Raw genomic sequence first — 13,444 nt, 5'->3', positions numbered from 1 at the left:
TCCACCACAGCCGCGGGCGGACCGCCATCGCATCGGTGTGGAGACGGTGACGCCGGCCGAGGGCGATGAGCCCCCGGCCGGCATCCGTCAGTCAGAATGCGATCAGGCGGAGGGCTCGATCACCTGACGGCGGTTGTAGGTGCCGCAGGTCGGGCACGCCATGTGCGGACGCTTCGGCGAGCGGCACTGGGGGCAGCTCACGAGCGAGACCGCTGCGGCCTTCCACTGCGACCGGCGGGAGCGAGTGTTGCTCCGCGACATCTTGCGCTTGGGGACAGCCACGTCAGCTCTCCTGATCGTTGTTATGTTCCGTTACCAGACCCTGCAGCTTCGCCCAGCGGGCGTCGACGACCTCGTGTCCGTGGTCGGGCTCGGCGTCGGCCAGCCTGACCCCGCACTGCGAGCAGAGACCGGTGCAGTCTTCACTGCAGAGCGGACTCAGCGGCAGCGTGAGCACCACCGCGTCGCGGAAGGTGGACTCGAGATCGAACAGCTCACCGTCGAGAAGCGAGTCGTCCTCGGCTGCATCCTCAGCCGAGTAGAAGAACAGCTCCTGGAACGACACCTCGGTTTCCGAGGTGACCGGCTCCAGGCACCGTGCGCACTCCCCCCGCAGCGGGGAACGCGCCGTGCCCGTGACGAGCACACCCTCCATGACCGCCTCAAGCCGGATGTCCAGCTTCACGTCGGCGTCCTTGGGGACGCCGATCATGTCAACGCCGACGTCCGCCGGTGCCGGGAGAGTGAGATGCATCTCGCGCATCGATCCCGGTCGCCGGCCCAGATCATGGGTGGAGATCACCCAGGGGGCTCGGGGATCAAGGTGCAGAGTCATTACGCTCTCATCAGGCATGGCGAATCGTCGCCGTCGTGCAAGGCCGAAATAAGAGAATACCAGGACCGCGGGCCTGTCCTGCGAACGCCGCTCGGCCCGGGCGCGGAGCACGGGCCGAGCGGCCGGGGGATCAGCCCCGCAGGCGCTCGACCAGCAGGTCGTGGACGAGGTCGGGGACGAGCCCGGCCACGTCCCCGCCGTACCGGACGATCTCCTTGATCCGGCTGGACGACAGGAACGACACCTCGGGCCCGGTCGCCATGAACAGCGTCTCGACCTCCGACATCCGGTAGTTGAGCTGGGCCATCTGCAGCTCGTAGTCGAAGTCGCTGATCGCGCGCAGGCCCTTGACGATCGCAGGGATCTCCTGCTGCTTGCAGTAGTCCACGAGCAGGCCGTGGAACTTGTCCACGCGCACGTTGCCGTACTCCTTGGTCACGCTCTGGAGCATCTCGATGCGCTCCTCGACCGTGAACAGGCTCTTCTTCTCGATGTTGATCAGGACCGCGACGACGACCTCGTCATACTGCCGGGAGGCCCGGCCGATGATGTCGAGATGACCGTTGGTGACGGGGTCGAAGGACCCCGGACAGACGACGCGACGCAAGGCGAACCCCCAGGTTTACGGATTCCCGGCGGCGCGACCGTACCAAACGGCCGCTTCGCCGTAACGACGGACCCTCTCCTCTTCGAAGCCCTCGGGCCACACGAGGTCCTCCCCCCTGCTCTCCCGCTCCACCGCGACCAGGGCGTGCACGGCGAGCCAGCCCTGGTCGCGCAGCTGTCCCAGCACCGCGTCCACCGCCTCGGCGGTCACCGCGTAGGGCGGGTCGGCGAAGACCAGGTCGTACGGCTCCGCGGCGCCCCTGGCGAGCACCCGTTCGACCTTGTCGGCGGCCAGCTCGGCCCCCGGCAGGCCCAGGGCGGAGATGTTGGCCCTGATGGTCCTGACGGCCTTGGCGTCGGACTCCACCAGCAGCGCGTGGGACGCCCCCCGGGACAGCGCCTCCAGCCCGACGGCGCCGGACCCGGCGTACAGGTCCAGCACCCGCGCCCCCTCCAGCGAGCCGAGCAGCGACCCCACCGTGGAGAAGATCCCCTCCCTGGCCCGGTCGCTGGTGGGCCGCGTCCGGTTCCCCGGTGGCACGGCCAGCCGTCTTCCTCCTGCGATCCCCGCGATGACTCGACTCACCCCACCATTCTCCCGTGTCGCAGCGGAAACACATCACCCCAGCTCAGAGGGGGTGAGGGAGGTGATCTAGGTCAAGAGTCGGCAAGGGGCGGCGAGGAAAGCGCAAGGGTCGTTCCCCCGGGTGCCCGCAGCCTGCATGATGAGTCCTGCGGCCTTCGGATGACCCAGGGGAAGGCCGGCCGACGTGATCGTGAGCCCTTCCGCACGTCGGTGCTCTCGGCACCTGACCCGAGGGCGGGCCCAGGCGGGGACGGCATTCGGGGGGAGGCCGTCCCCGCCGCTGGGCGTTCGGGACCCTTTCCGCATCGCCCTCTCGCCTGCGCCGCCCCCCGGTCCGAGTCGCCCTCTCCCCCGCATCGGCCTCTCGCCTGCGCCGCCCCCGGCCCGCATCGGCCCCTTGCCCGAGTCGCCCTCTCCCCCGCCCCGGCCCCTTCCAGCCTCGGGTCCCCTCCCGTCAGGTCTTCTCGAGGTACTCCGCGCGCTCGTCGGCGAGCAGCCGCTCGATCTCGGTCCGCAGGACCGGGTGGGCGACCAGGTCGGGGTCCGCCGTCAGCATCGTCTCGGCCTCCTGGCGGGCGCTCTCGATGATGTCCTCGTCGCGCAGCAGCCGGAGCATCTTCAGCGACGATCTGCGGCCCGACTGCGCCACCCCCAGCACGTCACCCTCGCGGCGCTGCTCCAGGTCCACCCGGGACAGCTCGAAGCCGTCCAGGGTCGCCGCCACCGCGTCGAGCCGCTCGCGCGCCGGGGTCCCGGCCGGGGACTCGCTCACCAGCAGGCACAGGCCCGGCAGTCCGCCCCGGCCGACCCGGCCGCGGAGCTGGTGGAGCTGGGAGACGCCGAACCGGTCGGCGTCCATGATGACCATGACCGAGGAGTTGGGCACGTCCACGCCGACCTCGATGACCGTGGTGGCCACCAGGACGTCGACCTCGCCCCGGGCGAAGGCCCGCATCACGGCGTCCTTCTCCTCGGGCGGCAGCTTGCCGTGGAGCACCTGCGTGCGCAGCCCGTGCAGCGGCCCCTGCGACAGCATCTCCGCCACGTCCAGCACCGCCAGCGGCGGCCTGCGCTCGTCGTCGGTCTTGGCCAGGTCGCCCTCGTCGCCCTCCAGGTCGCCGATGCGCGGGCACACGACGTAGGCCTGACGGCCCAGCCCCACCTCCTCGCGCAGCCGGGTCCAGGTGCGGTCGAGGAAGTGCGGCTTCTCCGCGGCGGGGACCACGTGGGTGGTGATCGGGGCGCGCCCGGAGGGGAGCTGGGAGAGCGTGGAGACCGTCAGGTCGCCGAAGACGGTCATCGCCACCGTGCGCGGGATCGGGGTGGCGGTCATGACCAGGACGTGCGGGCGCCCGCCCCCGGCCTTCTCGCGCAGCGCGTCGCGCTGCTCGACGCCGAAGCGGTGCTGCTCGTCGACCACGACCAGCCCCAGGTCGGCGAACTGCACCTTCTCCTGCAGGACCGCGTGGGTGCCGACCACGATCCCGGCCGCGCCGGAGGCCGCGTCGAGCATCGCCGTACGGCGGGCCGCGGCGCCGAGCGAGCCGGTCAGCAGGGCGACCGCGGTGCCGCCGAACATGCCGCCGGTGGCCAGGTCGCCGAGCATCGCGGAGATCGAGCGGTGGTGCTGCTGGGCGAGCACCTCGGTGGGCGCGAGCAGCACGGCCTGGCCGCCCGCGTCGACCACCTGGAGCATCGCCCGCAGCGCCACCACGGTCTTGCCCGCGCCGACCTCGCCCTGCAGCAGCCGGTGCATGGGGTGGGGCCTGCTCAGGTCGGCCGCGATCTCCTCCCCCACGCTCTGCTGGCCCTCGGTGAGCGTGAACGGCAGCCGCCCGTCGAAGTCGGCCAGCAGCCCGTCGCCGCGCCGGGGCCGGGGCGTGGCGGGCCAGGCCTCGGCGGCCATCCGCCGCTGCATCAGCACCGCCTGCAGCAGGAACGCCTCGTCGAACTTGAGCCGCCTGCGGGCCCGCGTCACGTCGCCGTGATCGCGCGGGCGGTGGATCGCCGTCAGCGCCTCGGCCAGGCCGGGCAGCCCGTGCCGGGTCCTGAGGGCGTCGGAGAGCGGGTCGTCGATGGGGCCCAGGGTGTCCAGGATCACGCCCAGGGCGCGGCGGATCGCCCAGGGCGTCACGTCCTTGCCCGCCGGATAGATCGGGACCAGCGCGGCGGCGAACTCGCCCGCCTCGGTCTCAGACTCGTCGATCATCTCGAACTCGGGGTGGGAGAGCTGCCACTTGCGGCGCTCGCCCTGGCCGAACGCGCCGACCTTGCCCGCGAACATGCCCCGGGCCCCCGGGCGCAGCCGGGTCTCGGCGATGTGGGACGCCTTGCCGAAGAACGACAGGTAGATCTTGCTGCGGCGGCCGTCGACGACCTCGACCTCCAGCCAGGTGCCGCCCTTGCTGCGCATCGGTTTGCGCATGAGCCTGGTGACCTCGCCCACCACCGTGACGTGCTCGTCGACCTTCAGGTCGTCGAGGTCGGTCAGCTCACCGCGCTGGGCGTAGCGCCGGGGATAGTGCCGCAGCAGATCGCCGACGGTGCGCAGGCCGAGGACGCTCTCCAGCAGCCTGGCCGTCTTGGGATCAAGCGCCTTCGTCAGCGGCTCGTCGAAGCTCGTCACCGCAGCTTTCTACCGCTTCCCGCCGACAGAAATCACCGGACTGCCGGATACGCGGGGCCGGCGTCCGGATGCGGCCGGTCACTCGACGCCGATGAGCAGGGGGTAGCCGCCCTGCCCGCCCTCGTAGCGGACGACCTCGACGTCGGGCCTCACCTCGGCCAGACGGTCCTGTACGGCCTGCGCCAGCCCGCCGGGCGCCCGCTCGCCCTGCAGCAGCGTGACCAGCTCGCTGCTGGAGGACATCATCCGGTCGACGACCCGCAGGACGACGTCCGTCAGATCCGTGCCGGCCACCGCGGCGTCCCCGTCGATCACGCCCAGCACCTTGCCGGGCTCGACCAGCCCGGCGCTCGTCATGACCTCGCGGTCGGCCACCCAGACGTGCCCGTACCGGGTGTGCGCCGCGGCCTCGGTCATCGCGACCACGTCGTCGTCGAAACGCCGCAGCGGGTCGTGGACCGCCAGGGCCGACAGGCCCTGCACCGAGGCCCGGGTGGGCAGCACGCTCACCGCGATCCCCTCCTCGCGGGCGATCTCGGCGGCGGCCGCCGCGACCTCGCGCGCCCCGCTGTCGTTGGGCAGGACCACCACCTCGGTGCCCGCCTCGCGGACCGCGGCGAGCACCGCGGCCAGCGGCGGGCTGGAGCCGGGGTCGCGGTGGACCACGACGGCGCCGGAGCGCTCGAACAGCGCGCCCAGGGCCGGGCCCGCGGCCACGGCCACCACGCCCCGCCCGCCCGCGGCCCGGTGGGTCCGGTCGGCGCCGACCAGGTAGGTCACCTTGATCCGGTACGGCCTGCCGTACCGCATGCCCGCCTCGATGGCGGCGCCCGCGTCGTCGACGTGGACGTGGACGTTCCACAGGCCCTCGCCGCCCACGACCACCAGCGAGTCGCCGAGCGCGTCGAGCTCCGCGCGCAGCGTCTCCACCGCCGCGGCGTCGGAGTCCAGCAGGTACATGACCTCGTAGGAGGGGCCCTGCTCCGGCTCCGGGGCGACGACCTTGCGCGCCGGGGCGGGGATGTCCGGCCGTCCGGTGTAGGAGTCGGTCACCACCGCGGCCAGGCTCTCCAGGATGATCACCAGGCCCGCGGCCCCGGCGTCCACCACGCCGTTTCGGGCCAGCACGTCGAGCTGGGCGGTGGTGCGCAGCAACGCGTCCCTGGCCTCCCGCGCCGCCCGCCGTACCACCTCGCCCAGGTCCCCCGCCATGTCGCCGACGGCGGAGGCGACCGCGGCCAGGACGCTCAGCAGGGTGCCCTCGACCGGCCGCTCCACCGCCCCGCGGGCCAGCTCGGCGGCCCTGACCAGGCCGCGCCTCAGGTCGGCGCCGTGGCCCTCGCCCGTCCCGAGCACCTCGGCCAGACCGCGCAGCGCCTGGCTGGCGATGACCCCGGAGTTGCCCCGCGCGCCGAGCAGCGCGCCCCGCGCGAGCTCCCGCCACGTGGTCGCCGCGTCCGCGTCGCCGGGCAGCGCGTCGAGCGCCTCGGTGGCCGCGAGCATGGTCAGGTGCAGGTTGGTCCCGGTGTCGCCGTCGGGCACGGGGAAGACGTTGAGCGCGTCGATCTCCTCGCGGGCCCTGCCGAGGGTCTCCGCGGCCAGCCGGGACCACCGGCGGACCGCCGGCGGGTCGAGAACCTGCAGCATCCTGCCTCCGTGCCCTGTGTCGCGCCCGTTCCCTACCCTTCACCGGCCCCGCCGACCGTAACCGCCGTCGCGACATGCGCCCGCCGCCGGATGCGCTACGGTTGCCTTCCGGAGATTATCCCCGTTGGGCCTGTCGTGGCAGCTCGCGTTGGCATGCATGGTCAGGCATCGGATATCCTCGTTTGGCCAGCCGGTTGTCCCGGCATGCCCGATGACCGCCAAGCGGATCGGGTCTCTCGACTGATTGAAGGAGCGAACCGTGGCTTCCGTCTGCGACGTCTGCGCTAAGAAGCCGATCTTCGGCAACAACATCTCCCACTCGCACCGCCGCACCCGCCGCAACTGGAAGCCGAACATCCAGCCCGTGCGCGCGGTCGTGAACGGCACGCCGAAGCGGCTGAACGTGTGCACCTCCTGCATCAAGGCGGGCAAGGTCACCCGCTAGTCCCAGACTTCCGACAGCCCGCCGTCCCCACCCGGGACGGCGGGCTGTCGGCATGTGCGGCCGGGGTGCGCCGCCGGGGTCCCCGTCGTGGCGGAGACCTGAGCGGCGCGTCCCCGCTCCTGGCGGGGGCCCGGGCGGCGCGTCCCTACTCCTGGCCGCCGCGCCAGCGCCAGGCGTGGTCGACCGGGCCGATGCCCGCGCCCAGGGGGAAGCCGCGGGCGATCGCGCCGGTGACGTACGCCTTGGCCTTCTCCACCGCCGACGGGACGTCCTCGCCCAGGGCCAGGTGGGAGGCGATGGCCGAGGCCAGGGTGCAGCCGGTGCCGTGGGTGTGGCGGTTGTCGTGGCGCTCGGCGGTGAGGCGGAACTCCCGGGTGCCGTCCGTCAGCAGGTCCACCGGGGCCCCGGGCAGGTGGCCGCCCTTGATCAGCGCCCAGGCCGGTCCCAGCTCCAGAACGGCCTCGGCCGCCCGGGGCAGGTCCTTCTCGTCCTCGACCTTGACGCCGGTGAGCTGGGCGACCTCCCACAGGTTGGGGGTGACGACGGTGGCCACGCGCAGCAGCTTCGACTTCACCGTGTCCACGGCCTCGGGGGCGAGCAGCGCGTCGCCGTGCTTGGAGACTCCCACCGGGTCGACCACGACCGGCGCGTCCACCCCGGACAGCACCTCGGCCACGGTCTCCACCAGCACGGGCGAGGCCAGCATCCCGGTCTTGATCGCCTGGGCGCCGATGTCGCCGAGCACGGAGCCGAGCTGGGCGCGCACCGCCTCGGGCGGCAGCTCCCAGTAGCCCTGGACGCCGAGCGAGTTCTGCGCGGTCACCGCGGCGATCACGCTCATGCCGTGCACGCCGAGGGCCAGCATGGTCTTCAGGTCGGCCTGGATGCCCGCGCCGCCGCCGGAGTCGGAGCCGGCGACGGTCAGGACGCGGGGAGGGGACGGAACGGTCATACCTCTCATCCAACCAGGCGGCGGCCGTACCCGGGTCTCCGATTCCATCGGACCGGGCCCAGGCCGTACCTCGCACACCCCGGTCTGCCCGACCGGGTTCGTCCGGCCGGGCGACGGCCGTACCGGTCCTCCTGAGACCGCCCTGACGGCGCGATCAGGTGACCGAGCACTCCCCCTGGGCGCTCTCACAGGTCCGCGGTGCCCGGGCGCGGCCGGTGGCGGTGAAGGTGACGACCAGCTCGCCGCCCTCCGTCAGGCCCTCGGTGGACTTCAGCAGCAGGCTGTCGCCGTCCTGGCTCCACTCGGCCCCGGAGACCGAGGAGACCTCTCCGCTCACCGGGAGGGTCAGCCGCAGGGGGCCGACCTTCTCGTCGGCGGCGATCACCACTTCGGCGGTGTAGGCGCGTGAGCGCTGCCGCACGACGCCGAAGCCGACGCTGATCGCCGCACCGCCGGTCACGGACGGCGGACCCTCCGGGTCGGAGGGGTCGGCGGGCCCGGGCGGGTCGGAGAGCGAGGAGGGGCTCGCCGTCGGGGTCTGGGAGGACGAGGGGTTCGGCGCCGGGGCGTCGTTCCTGTCGTCCCGGTCGACGCCGAGCGGCTCGGCGGTCTCCTCCGCCGCCGAGGGCTGGTCGTCCTGCGGCCCGTCGGCGGACGACCCGTCATCGGTCACGTCGCCTTCGCGCGGCGCGCGGGTGGAGGTCGGGGTGGGGTCCGGACGGCGGTCACGGCCCGTGCCGCGGGGCGGGGCGGAGGTCTGCGAGGGCGGGGCGGTCGTCTCCTCCCCGGCCTGCGCGGGGTCCCCGACCGCGGGGACGTCCTCGGAGGGCGGCGCGTCGTCCGTCTCCGGACCGGTGGCCTCCGGCCCCGACGGGGAGGCGCCCGGCGCGGCCGCGAAGCAGTTCTCGGAGGAGCAGTCGGCGCTGGCGGCGCCCGGGCTCTTCCACGCCTGGACACCGGCCACGGTGCCGCCGATCACCGCGGCCACCGCGGTCACGGCCAGCACCGTCATCTTGATCCGCCCGCCCACGCCCCGTCCCTCGTCGGGCCAGTCGAGCTCGTCCGCCTCCGAGCGGCCCGCCCTCCCGGAGCGCGCGTCACGCGGCTCCGGCTCGGACGACCACCCAGATCCCAGGAACCCGGTCCCGCCCGAGGTCAGGGGCTCGTCCGGCCACCCGGCGACGGTCTCCGCCTCGTGCGGCCATCCCGGCTCCCGCGGTCCAGGCGGCTCGTGCGGCCATCCGGGTCCATGCGGTCCCGGCGGCTCGTGCGACCATCCCGGTTCCCCTGACGCGGGGAAGCCGGTGACGGTCTCCGCACCGGCCGGCCATCCGGGGTGGGTCCCGGCCGACTCCTCGGGACGGAGCCGGCGCCCGATCGGCTCGTCGCGATGGTCCGGCTCCTGAGCGGGCTCGGGTTTCTCCCTGTCGTGGGAGGGTCCCTCTCCACGTCCTCCGTGGCGGCCCATGTCACCTCTTTCTCCGGGAACGATGGCCGCCCATCTTCATAACATCTTCAATACGCGTTTGTCACAAATTTCACTGATGACGCATGAAATGAGGAATGTCACATCCGGAAGTGGTCCCAGCCGCCCTGCCCCACCGTCCGGCCGCTGACCTGCACTCCCTCGCCGCCGGTCACCCGGCCCACCACGGTCCAGGCGGGCGGCAGCCGTACCTCCGCAGGGAAGGTCGCCGCCAGGGCGTGGTCCTCGCCCCCGGTGAGCACCCAGTCCAGCGGGTCGGCGGCGAGCAGGCGGGCGACCCGCTCCATCTCCGGGGTGACGGTGAAGGCCCCGGGATCGAGCGCGATGCCCACCCCGCTGGCCCTGGCCACATGCCCGAGGTCCTGCAGCAGGCCGTCGCTGACGTCCAGCATCGCGGTCGCGCCCAGCGCGGCGGCCTGGGGCCCGCACGGGTAGGGCGGCCGGGGGCGGCGGTGCGCTCCGACCAGCCCCGCCACGCCGTCCTCCCGCCGCTCGTCCGACCCGTACGGCTCCGCGCGTCCGTCTCTCCGCGGGTCGTCTCTCCGCGGGTCGTCTCTTCGCCGACCGTCCGGGCCGGGCAGACCCTCGTGCCCGGACTCCAGCAGCGCCAGGCCCGCCGCGGCGTGGCCGAGCCGTCCCGCCACCGCGACCACGTCGCCCGGCCGGGCCCCCGAGCGGGTGACCGGCGCGCGCCCGCCCAGGTCCCCCAGGGCGGTGACGGAGATCACCACGAGATCGCAGCGGGTGGTGTCGCCCCCCGCGACCCCGGCTCCGACCAGGTCGCACTCGTCGCGGAAGCCGTCGGTCAGGTCGTCCAGCCAGCCGGTGCCGACGTCGGAGGGCAGGCCGAGGCCCACGACGATCGCGGTGGGATCGGCTCCCATCGCAATGACGTCGGAAAGGTTCTGCGCTGCGGCTTTACGACCGATGTCATATGGACTAGACCAGTCACGACGGAAGTGCCTACCCTCGAGCAACATGTCTGTTGTCACGACGACCCGCCCGTCGGGCGCGCCCACCACGGCGGCGTCGTCCCCGGGGCCGAGCAGTACGGCCCCGCTCTGGGGCAGGCGTCCGGCAATACGTGCAACGATTCCGAATTCGCCGAGATCTCCGACTGTGATGACGCACCTCCCGTTCATCACAGGGTACGGTGGCCCTCCGGCACTGATCCCATCACCCGGGAGGACGTTATGGTGCAGGCCTACATCCTTATCCAGACCGAGGTCGGCAAGGCCGCCCGCGTGGCGAGTGAGATCTCCGGGATCTCCGGCGTCACCCAGGCGGAGGACGTCACCGGTCCCTACGACGTGATCGTGCGTGCCGAAGCCCGCAATGTCGACGAGCTGGGGAAACTCGTGGTCGCCCAGATTCAGGCGGTGGACGGCATCACGCGCACGCTCACGTGTCCCATCGTCCATATCTGATCCATCCGATTCGCAGGAAAGTCACATGCCATTCCGGTTCGCCCGTTGGGCGGGCTGCGCCTGCGCCCTGCTGATCCTGGCGGGGTGCGGGGGCGCGGTCCGGCTGGACCCTCCCACCCCGGAGGGCGAGGCCGCGGCCGCCTGCAGGACGCTCGTCGAGCGGCTGCCGCAGACGCTCAAGGGGGCGGAGCGGGTGGAGTCCGTGCCCGCCTCGCCGTACGTCGCCGTGTGGGGGGAGGGCGAGATCGCACTGCGCTGCGGGGTCCCCCGGCCGGTGAACATGGCACCCACGGACGAGGTGCCCGTGATCAACGACGTGGCGTGGTTCAGCTCCCCGTCCCTGCCGACGTTGTTCACCTCCGTCGGCAGGGCGGCCTACGTCGAGGTGACGATCTCCCGCAAGCACGTTCCGGAGGCCGTCCTGGTCGACCTCGCGGATCCCGTCAAGGCCGCGCTAGCGCAGACCGGGTGAGCGCTCCAGCGCGAGCCGGATCAGCCGGTCGACCAGCTCGCCGTACGGCAGGCCGCTGGCGGCCCACAGCTGCGGCGCCACCGACATCGCGGTGAAGCCCGGCATCGTGTTGATCTCGTTGAGGATCAGCCGCCCGTCGGACGTGTAGAAGAAGTCGACCCGCGACAGTCCCTCGCACCCCAGCGCCTCGAAGGCCCGCACGGCCATCGCCCGCAGGTCCTCGGCCACCTCGCCGGGGATGTCGGCGGGCACCGACAGGGACATGTCGTCGCCGATGTACTTGGCCTCGAAGTCGAAGAACTCGTGGTCGCCGCGGACCAGGACCTCGCCGGGGACGCTGGCCTGCGGGGGCGCGTCGCCCGGCGACTGCAGCACCGCGCACTCGATCTCCCGCCCGGTGACGGCCGCCTCGACCAGCACCTTGGGGTCGTGCTCGCGGGCGAACTCGACGGCCCGCTCCAGCTCCTCCAGGTCGCTGGCCTTGGAGATGCCCTGGCTGGACCCGGCCCTGGCGGGCTTGACGAAGACCGGCCAGCCGAGCTCCTGGACCTCCTTCAGCACCCGGTCGCGGTCGGTGCGCCAGTCGCGGTCGCGGATCGTGACGTACGGGCCGACGGGCAGGCCCGAGGCGGCCAGCACCATCTTCATGTAGGACTTGTCCATGCCGACCGCGCTGGCGAGCACCCCGGAGCCGACGTAGCGGACCCCGGCCATCTCCAGCAGCCCCTGGATGGTGCCGTCCTCGGCGAACGGGCCGTGCATGACCGGGAAGACCACGTCGACCCGGCCGAGCTCGACGGGGATCTCACCGGCGTCGTAGGCCACCAGCGAGCCGCCGCCCGACGGCAGCGCCAGCTCCGCCCCCCGGGCGTCGATGGACGGCAGCTCGCCACCCTCGATCGCGTAGCGCTGGTCGCCGGAGGCGAGCACCCACCGCCCGTCCCGGGCGATCCCCACGGGGATCACCTCGTACTTGGACCGGTCGATGACCTCCAGCACGCTTCCCGCTCCGAGGATGGAGACGGCGTGCTCGGAGTTGCGGCCACCGAAGAGGACTGCGACCCGTGGCCGGGGCGTGTGCTGCTCGCTCATGATGACCGAATCTACCCCCTCTGGGAGGTCGATCCGGTTGCCGGACGCGCCATATCCGCGATGCGCTATGTCCGTGACGTCCGCAGGGAGTCGAGCGCCTCGGTGACGTCCATGATGAGGTCCTCGGCGTCCTCCAGGCCGATGGAGAAGCGCACGGCCGCCGCGTCGGCCCCCGGTCCCCCTCCGGGCTGGCGGCGACCGGCGGAGGCCGCGTGGACGGCCTTGGTGCGGGTGCCGCCGGCCGAGCCGGAGATCGAGACCAGGCGGAGGGCGTCCAGGAGCCGCGCCCCGGCGTCGTGGCCGCCGTGCGGGATGACCGTCACGCAGGCGCCGTACCGGGTGCCCTCGGGACCGGAGTCGAACAGGTGCCTGGCGAGCCGGTGGCCCGGATGGCCCGGCAGTCCGGGGTAGCCGACCTTGCGGACGGCGGGGTGCTTGGCCACGGCGGCGGCGAACACCGTCGCGGTGGCGCACATGCGGCGCACCCGCAGCGTGAGGGTCTCCACCCCGCGGCGCAGCAGGAAGGCCTCGTCGGGCGAGAGCGTGCCGCCGGTGTCGGCCACGACCTCACGGAGCCGGGACACCAGGTCGGGACGGCCCACGACGACCCCGCCGGCGCAGTCGTCGTGCCCGCCGAGGTAGGGGGCCGCGAAGTGCACCACCAGGTCGGCCCCGTGCTCCAGGGGCCGGCACACGACGGGGGTGGCGTGGGTCGAGTCGACCACCAGCAGCGCCCCGGCGGCGCGGGCGATCCGGTAGAGGCCGCGGATGTCGGCCACGGCCGTCGCCGGGTCGGACAGCGTCTCCGCGTATATGATCTTGGTGCTGGACCTGACCGCCTCGTGCACCCGGTTCAGGTCGGCGTAGTCGACGAAGTCGGCGCTCACCCCGAACCTGGACAGCACGTTGGTGATCAGCGAGTGGGTGCCGCCGTGCACCGGGGCGGGGGCCACGACGTGCGTCCCCGCGCGCAGGAAGGTCATCAGCACCGCGTTGACCGCCGCCATCCCCGAGGAGAAGGCCTGACCGGCGACGTCCTTGGGGGCCGCCGCGCCCTCCAGCGAGGCCACGGCCGCGGCGAACGCGGCGACGGTGGGGTTCTCGACCGGACGACGGGCCTTGCCGCCGGGGGCCTCGGTGTGGTCGGCGGCGGTGTCGAAGCGCCAGGCGGAGCTGCGCCAGACCGGCGGGCCGAGGGGGGCCGGTCCGGGCGTCACCGGGTCCGGCAGGTGCGCCGAACGGGTGTTCTCGCCCGGGAGCCGGGACATGC

Annotated in this window: 14 protein-coding genes; 3 read left to right on the top strand and 11 right to left on the bottom strand. The window is 73.0% G+C overall.

Going from position 1 to position 13,444, the window contains the following annotated elements; genetic code table 11:
- Positions 1–102: 102 nt before the first annotated feature.
- From rpmF to fakA, 6 genes are all read right to left on the bottom strand, one after another.
- Positions 103–282, bottom strand: a complete 180-nt coding sequence (gene rpmF, locus Pta02_RS13350) for a 50S ribosomal protein L32 (RefSeq protein ID WP_068926486.1) — start codon at positions 280–282, stop codon at positions 103–105.
- A 1-nt stretch (position 283) separates the two neighbouring features.
- The gene (locus Pta02_RS13345; protein ID WP_203875103.1) at positions 284–835 is read right to left on the bottom strand and encodes a YceD family protein; all 552 of its coding nucleotides are present in this window, start codon (positions 833–835) and stop codon (positions 284–286) included.
- A 130-nt stretch (positions 836–965) separates the two neighbouring features.
- Positions 966–1,442 (bottom strand): pantetheine-phosphate adenylyltransferase, encoded by a 477-nt coding sequence (gene coaD, locus Pta02_RS13340; RefSeq protein WP_203875102.1) that lies wholly within the window; start codon positions 1,440–1,442, stop codon positions 966–968.
- Between the two features lie 15 nt (positions 1,443–1,457).
- The gene (rsmD, locus tag Pta02_RS13335; RefSeq protein ID WP_203875101.1) at positions 1,458–2,027 is read right to left on the bottom strand and encodes a 16S rRNA (guanine(966)-N(2))-methyltransferase RsmD; all 570 of its coding nucleotides are present in this window, start codon (positions 2,025–2,027) and stop codon (positions 1,458–1,460) included.
- Positions 2,028–2,481: 454 nt separating this feature from the next.
- Positions 2,482–4,653, bottom strand: coding sequence for an ATP-dependent DNA helicase RecG (recG, locus tag Pta02_RS13330; RefSeq protein ID WP_203875100.1), 2,172 nt, complete (start codon positions 4,651–4,653; stop codon positions 2,482–2,484).
- 78 nt (positions 4,654–4,731) lie between these two features.
- Positions 4,732–6,300 (bottom strand): DAK2 domain-containing protein, encoded by a 1,569-nt coding sequence (gene fakA, locus Pta02_RS13325; protein WP_203875099.1) that lies wholly within the window; start codon positions 6,298–6,300, stop codon positions 4,732–4,734.
- Positions 6,301–6,559: 259 nt separating this feature from the next.
- Here fakA and rpmB point away from each other — a divergent pair, with 259 nt between their 5' ends.
- Positions 6,560–6,745 carry a 50S ribosomal protein L28 gene (gene rpmB / locus Pta02_RS13320; protein WP_068926498.1) on the top strand — a complete coding sequence of 62 codons (186 nt, stop codon included), beginning with the start codon at positions 6,560–6,562 and terminating at the stop codon, positions 6,743–6,745.
- 145 nt (positions 6,746–6,890) lie between these two features.
- Here the strand turns inward: rpmB and thiD are convergent, their stop codons facing one another.
- From thiD to Pta02_RS13305, 3 genes are all read right to left on the bottom strand, one after another.
- Entirely contained in the window at positions 6,891–7,697 is an 807-nt protein-coding gene (gene thiD / locus Pta02_RS13315; RefSeq protein ID WP_203875098.1) for a bifunctional hydroxymethylpyrimidine kinase/phosphomethylpyrimidine kinase, read from the bottom strand.
- A 154-nt stretch (positions 7,698–7,851) separates the two neighbouring features.
- Positions 7,852–9,165, bottom strand: a complete 1,314-nt coding sequence (locus Pta02_RS13310) for a hypothetical protein (protein WP_203875097.1) — start codon at positions 9,163–9,165, stop codon at positions 7,852–7,854.
- A 98-nt stretch (positions 9,166–9,263) separates the two neighbouring features.
- Complete coding sequence (locus tag Pta02_RS13305; protein WP_203875096.1) at positions 9,264–10,325, bottom strand: thiamine-phosphate kinase; 1,062 nt, start codon at positions 10,323–10,325, stop codon at positions 9,264–9,266.
- Between the two features lie 51 nt (positions 10,326–10,376).
- Between Pta02_RS13305 and Pta02_RS13300 the strand changes: the two genes are divergently transcribed.
- A complete protein-coding gene (locus tag Pta02_RS13300) occupies positions 10,377–10,610 on the top strand; it encodes an Lrp/AsnC family transcriptional regulator (RefSeq protein ID WP_203875095.1) in 234 nt (77 codons plus the stop codon).
- A 25-nt stretch (positions 10,611–10,635) separates the two neighbouring features.
- The gene (locus Pta02_RS13295; protein ID WP_203875094.1) at positions 10,636–11,082 is read left to right on the top strand and encodes a DUF3515 domain-containing protein; all 447 of its coding nucleotides are present in this window, start codon (positions 10,636–10,638) and stop codon (positions 11,080–11,082) included.
- Here Pta02_RS13295 and Pta02_RS13290 read toward each other — a convergent pair.
- Both Pta02_RS13290 and Pta02_RS13285 read right to left on the bottom strand, forming a co-directional pair.
- On the bottom strand, positions 11,065–12,174 hold the full coding sequence (locus tag Pta02_RS13290) for a D-alanine--D-alanine ligase family protein (protein WP_203875093.1): 1,110 nt from the start codon (positions 12,172–12,174) through the stop codon (positions 11,065–11,067). The two genes, Pta02_RS13295 and Pta02_RS13290, sit on opposite strands and share 18 nt — an antisense overlap.
- Positions 12,175–12,239: 65 nt before the next feature.
- Positions 12,240–13,442 carry a trans-sulfuration enzyme family protein gene (locus tag Pta02_RS13285; protein WP_203875140.1) on the bottom strand — a complete coding sequence of 401 codons (1,203 nt, stop codon included), beginning with the start codon at positions 13,440–13,442 and terminating at the stop codon, positions 12,240–12,242.
- Between the last annotated feature and the right edge of the window lie 2 nt (positions 13,443–13,444).

This window comes from Paraplanobispora takensis (genome assembly GCF_016863195.1).
Classification (GTDB): domain Bacteria; phylum Actinomycetota; class Actinomycetes; order Streptosporangiales; family Streptosporangiaceae; genus Planobispora; species Planobispora takensis.
Note: the sequence above shows the minus strand (reverse complement) of the source record. Positions and strands in the feature narration are given on the sequence as shown.

What these genes read in the sequence shown, in the direction of transcription:
- Pta02_RS13345 (WP_203875103.1), bottom strand. Translation starts at nt 835, where the DNA reads ATGACTCTGCACCTTGATCCCCGAGCCCCCTGGGTGATCTCCACCCAT.
- Pta02_RS13310 (WP_203875097.1), bottom strand. Translation starts at nt 9,165, where the DNA reads ATGGGCCGCCACGGAGGACGTGGAGAGGGACCCTCCCACGACAGGGAG.
- Pta02_RS13300 (WP_203875095.1), top strand. Translation starts at nt 10,377, where the DNA reads ATGGTGCAGGCCTACATCCTTATCCAGACCGAGGTCGGCAAGGCCGCC.
- Pta02_RS13305 (WP_203875096.1), bottom strand. Translation starts at nt 10,325, where the DNA reads ATGAACGGGAGGTGCGTCATCACAGTCGGAGATCTCGGCGAATTCGGA.
- thiD (WP_203875098.1), bottom strand. Translation starts at nt 7,697, where the DNA reads ATGACCGTTCCGTCCCCTCCCCGCGTCCTGACCGTCGCCGGCTCCGAC.
- Pta02_RS13285 (WP_203875140.1), bottom strand. Translation starts at nt 13,442, where the DNA reads ATGTCCCGGCTCCCGGGCGAGAACACCCGTTCGGCGCACCTGCCGGAC.
- Pta02_RS13295 (WP_203875094.1), top strand. Translation starts at nt 10,636, where the DNA reads ATGCCATTCCGGTTCGCCCGTTGGGCGGGCTGCGCCTGCGCCCTGCTG.
- fakA (WP_203875099.1), bottom strand. Translation starts at nt 6,300, where the DNA reads ATGCTGCAGGTTCTCGACCCGCCGGCGGTCCGCCGGTGGTCCCGGCTG.
- Pta02_RS13290 (WP_203875093.1), bottom strand. Translation starts at nt 12,174, where the DNA reads ATGAGCGAGCAGCACACGCCCCGGCCACGGGTCGCAGTCCTCTTCGGT.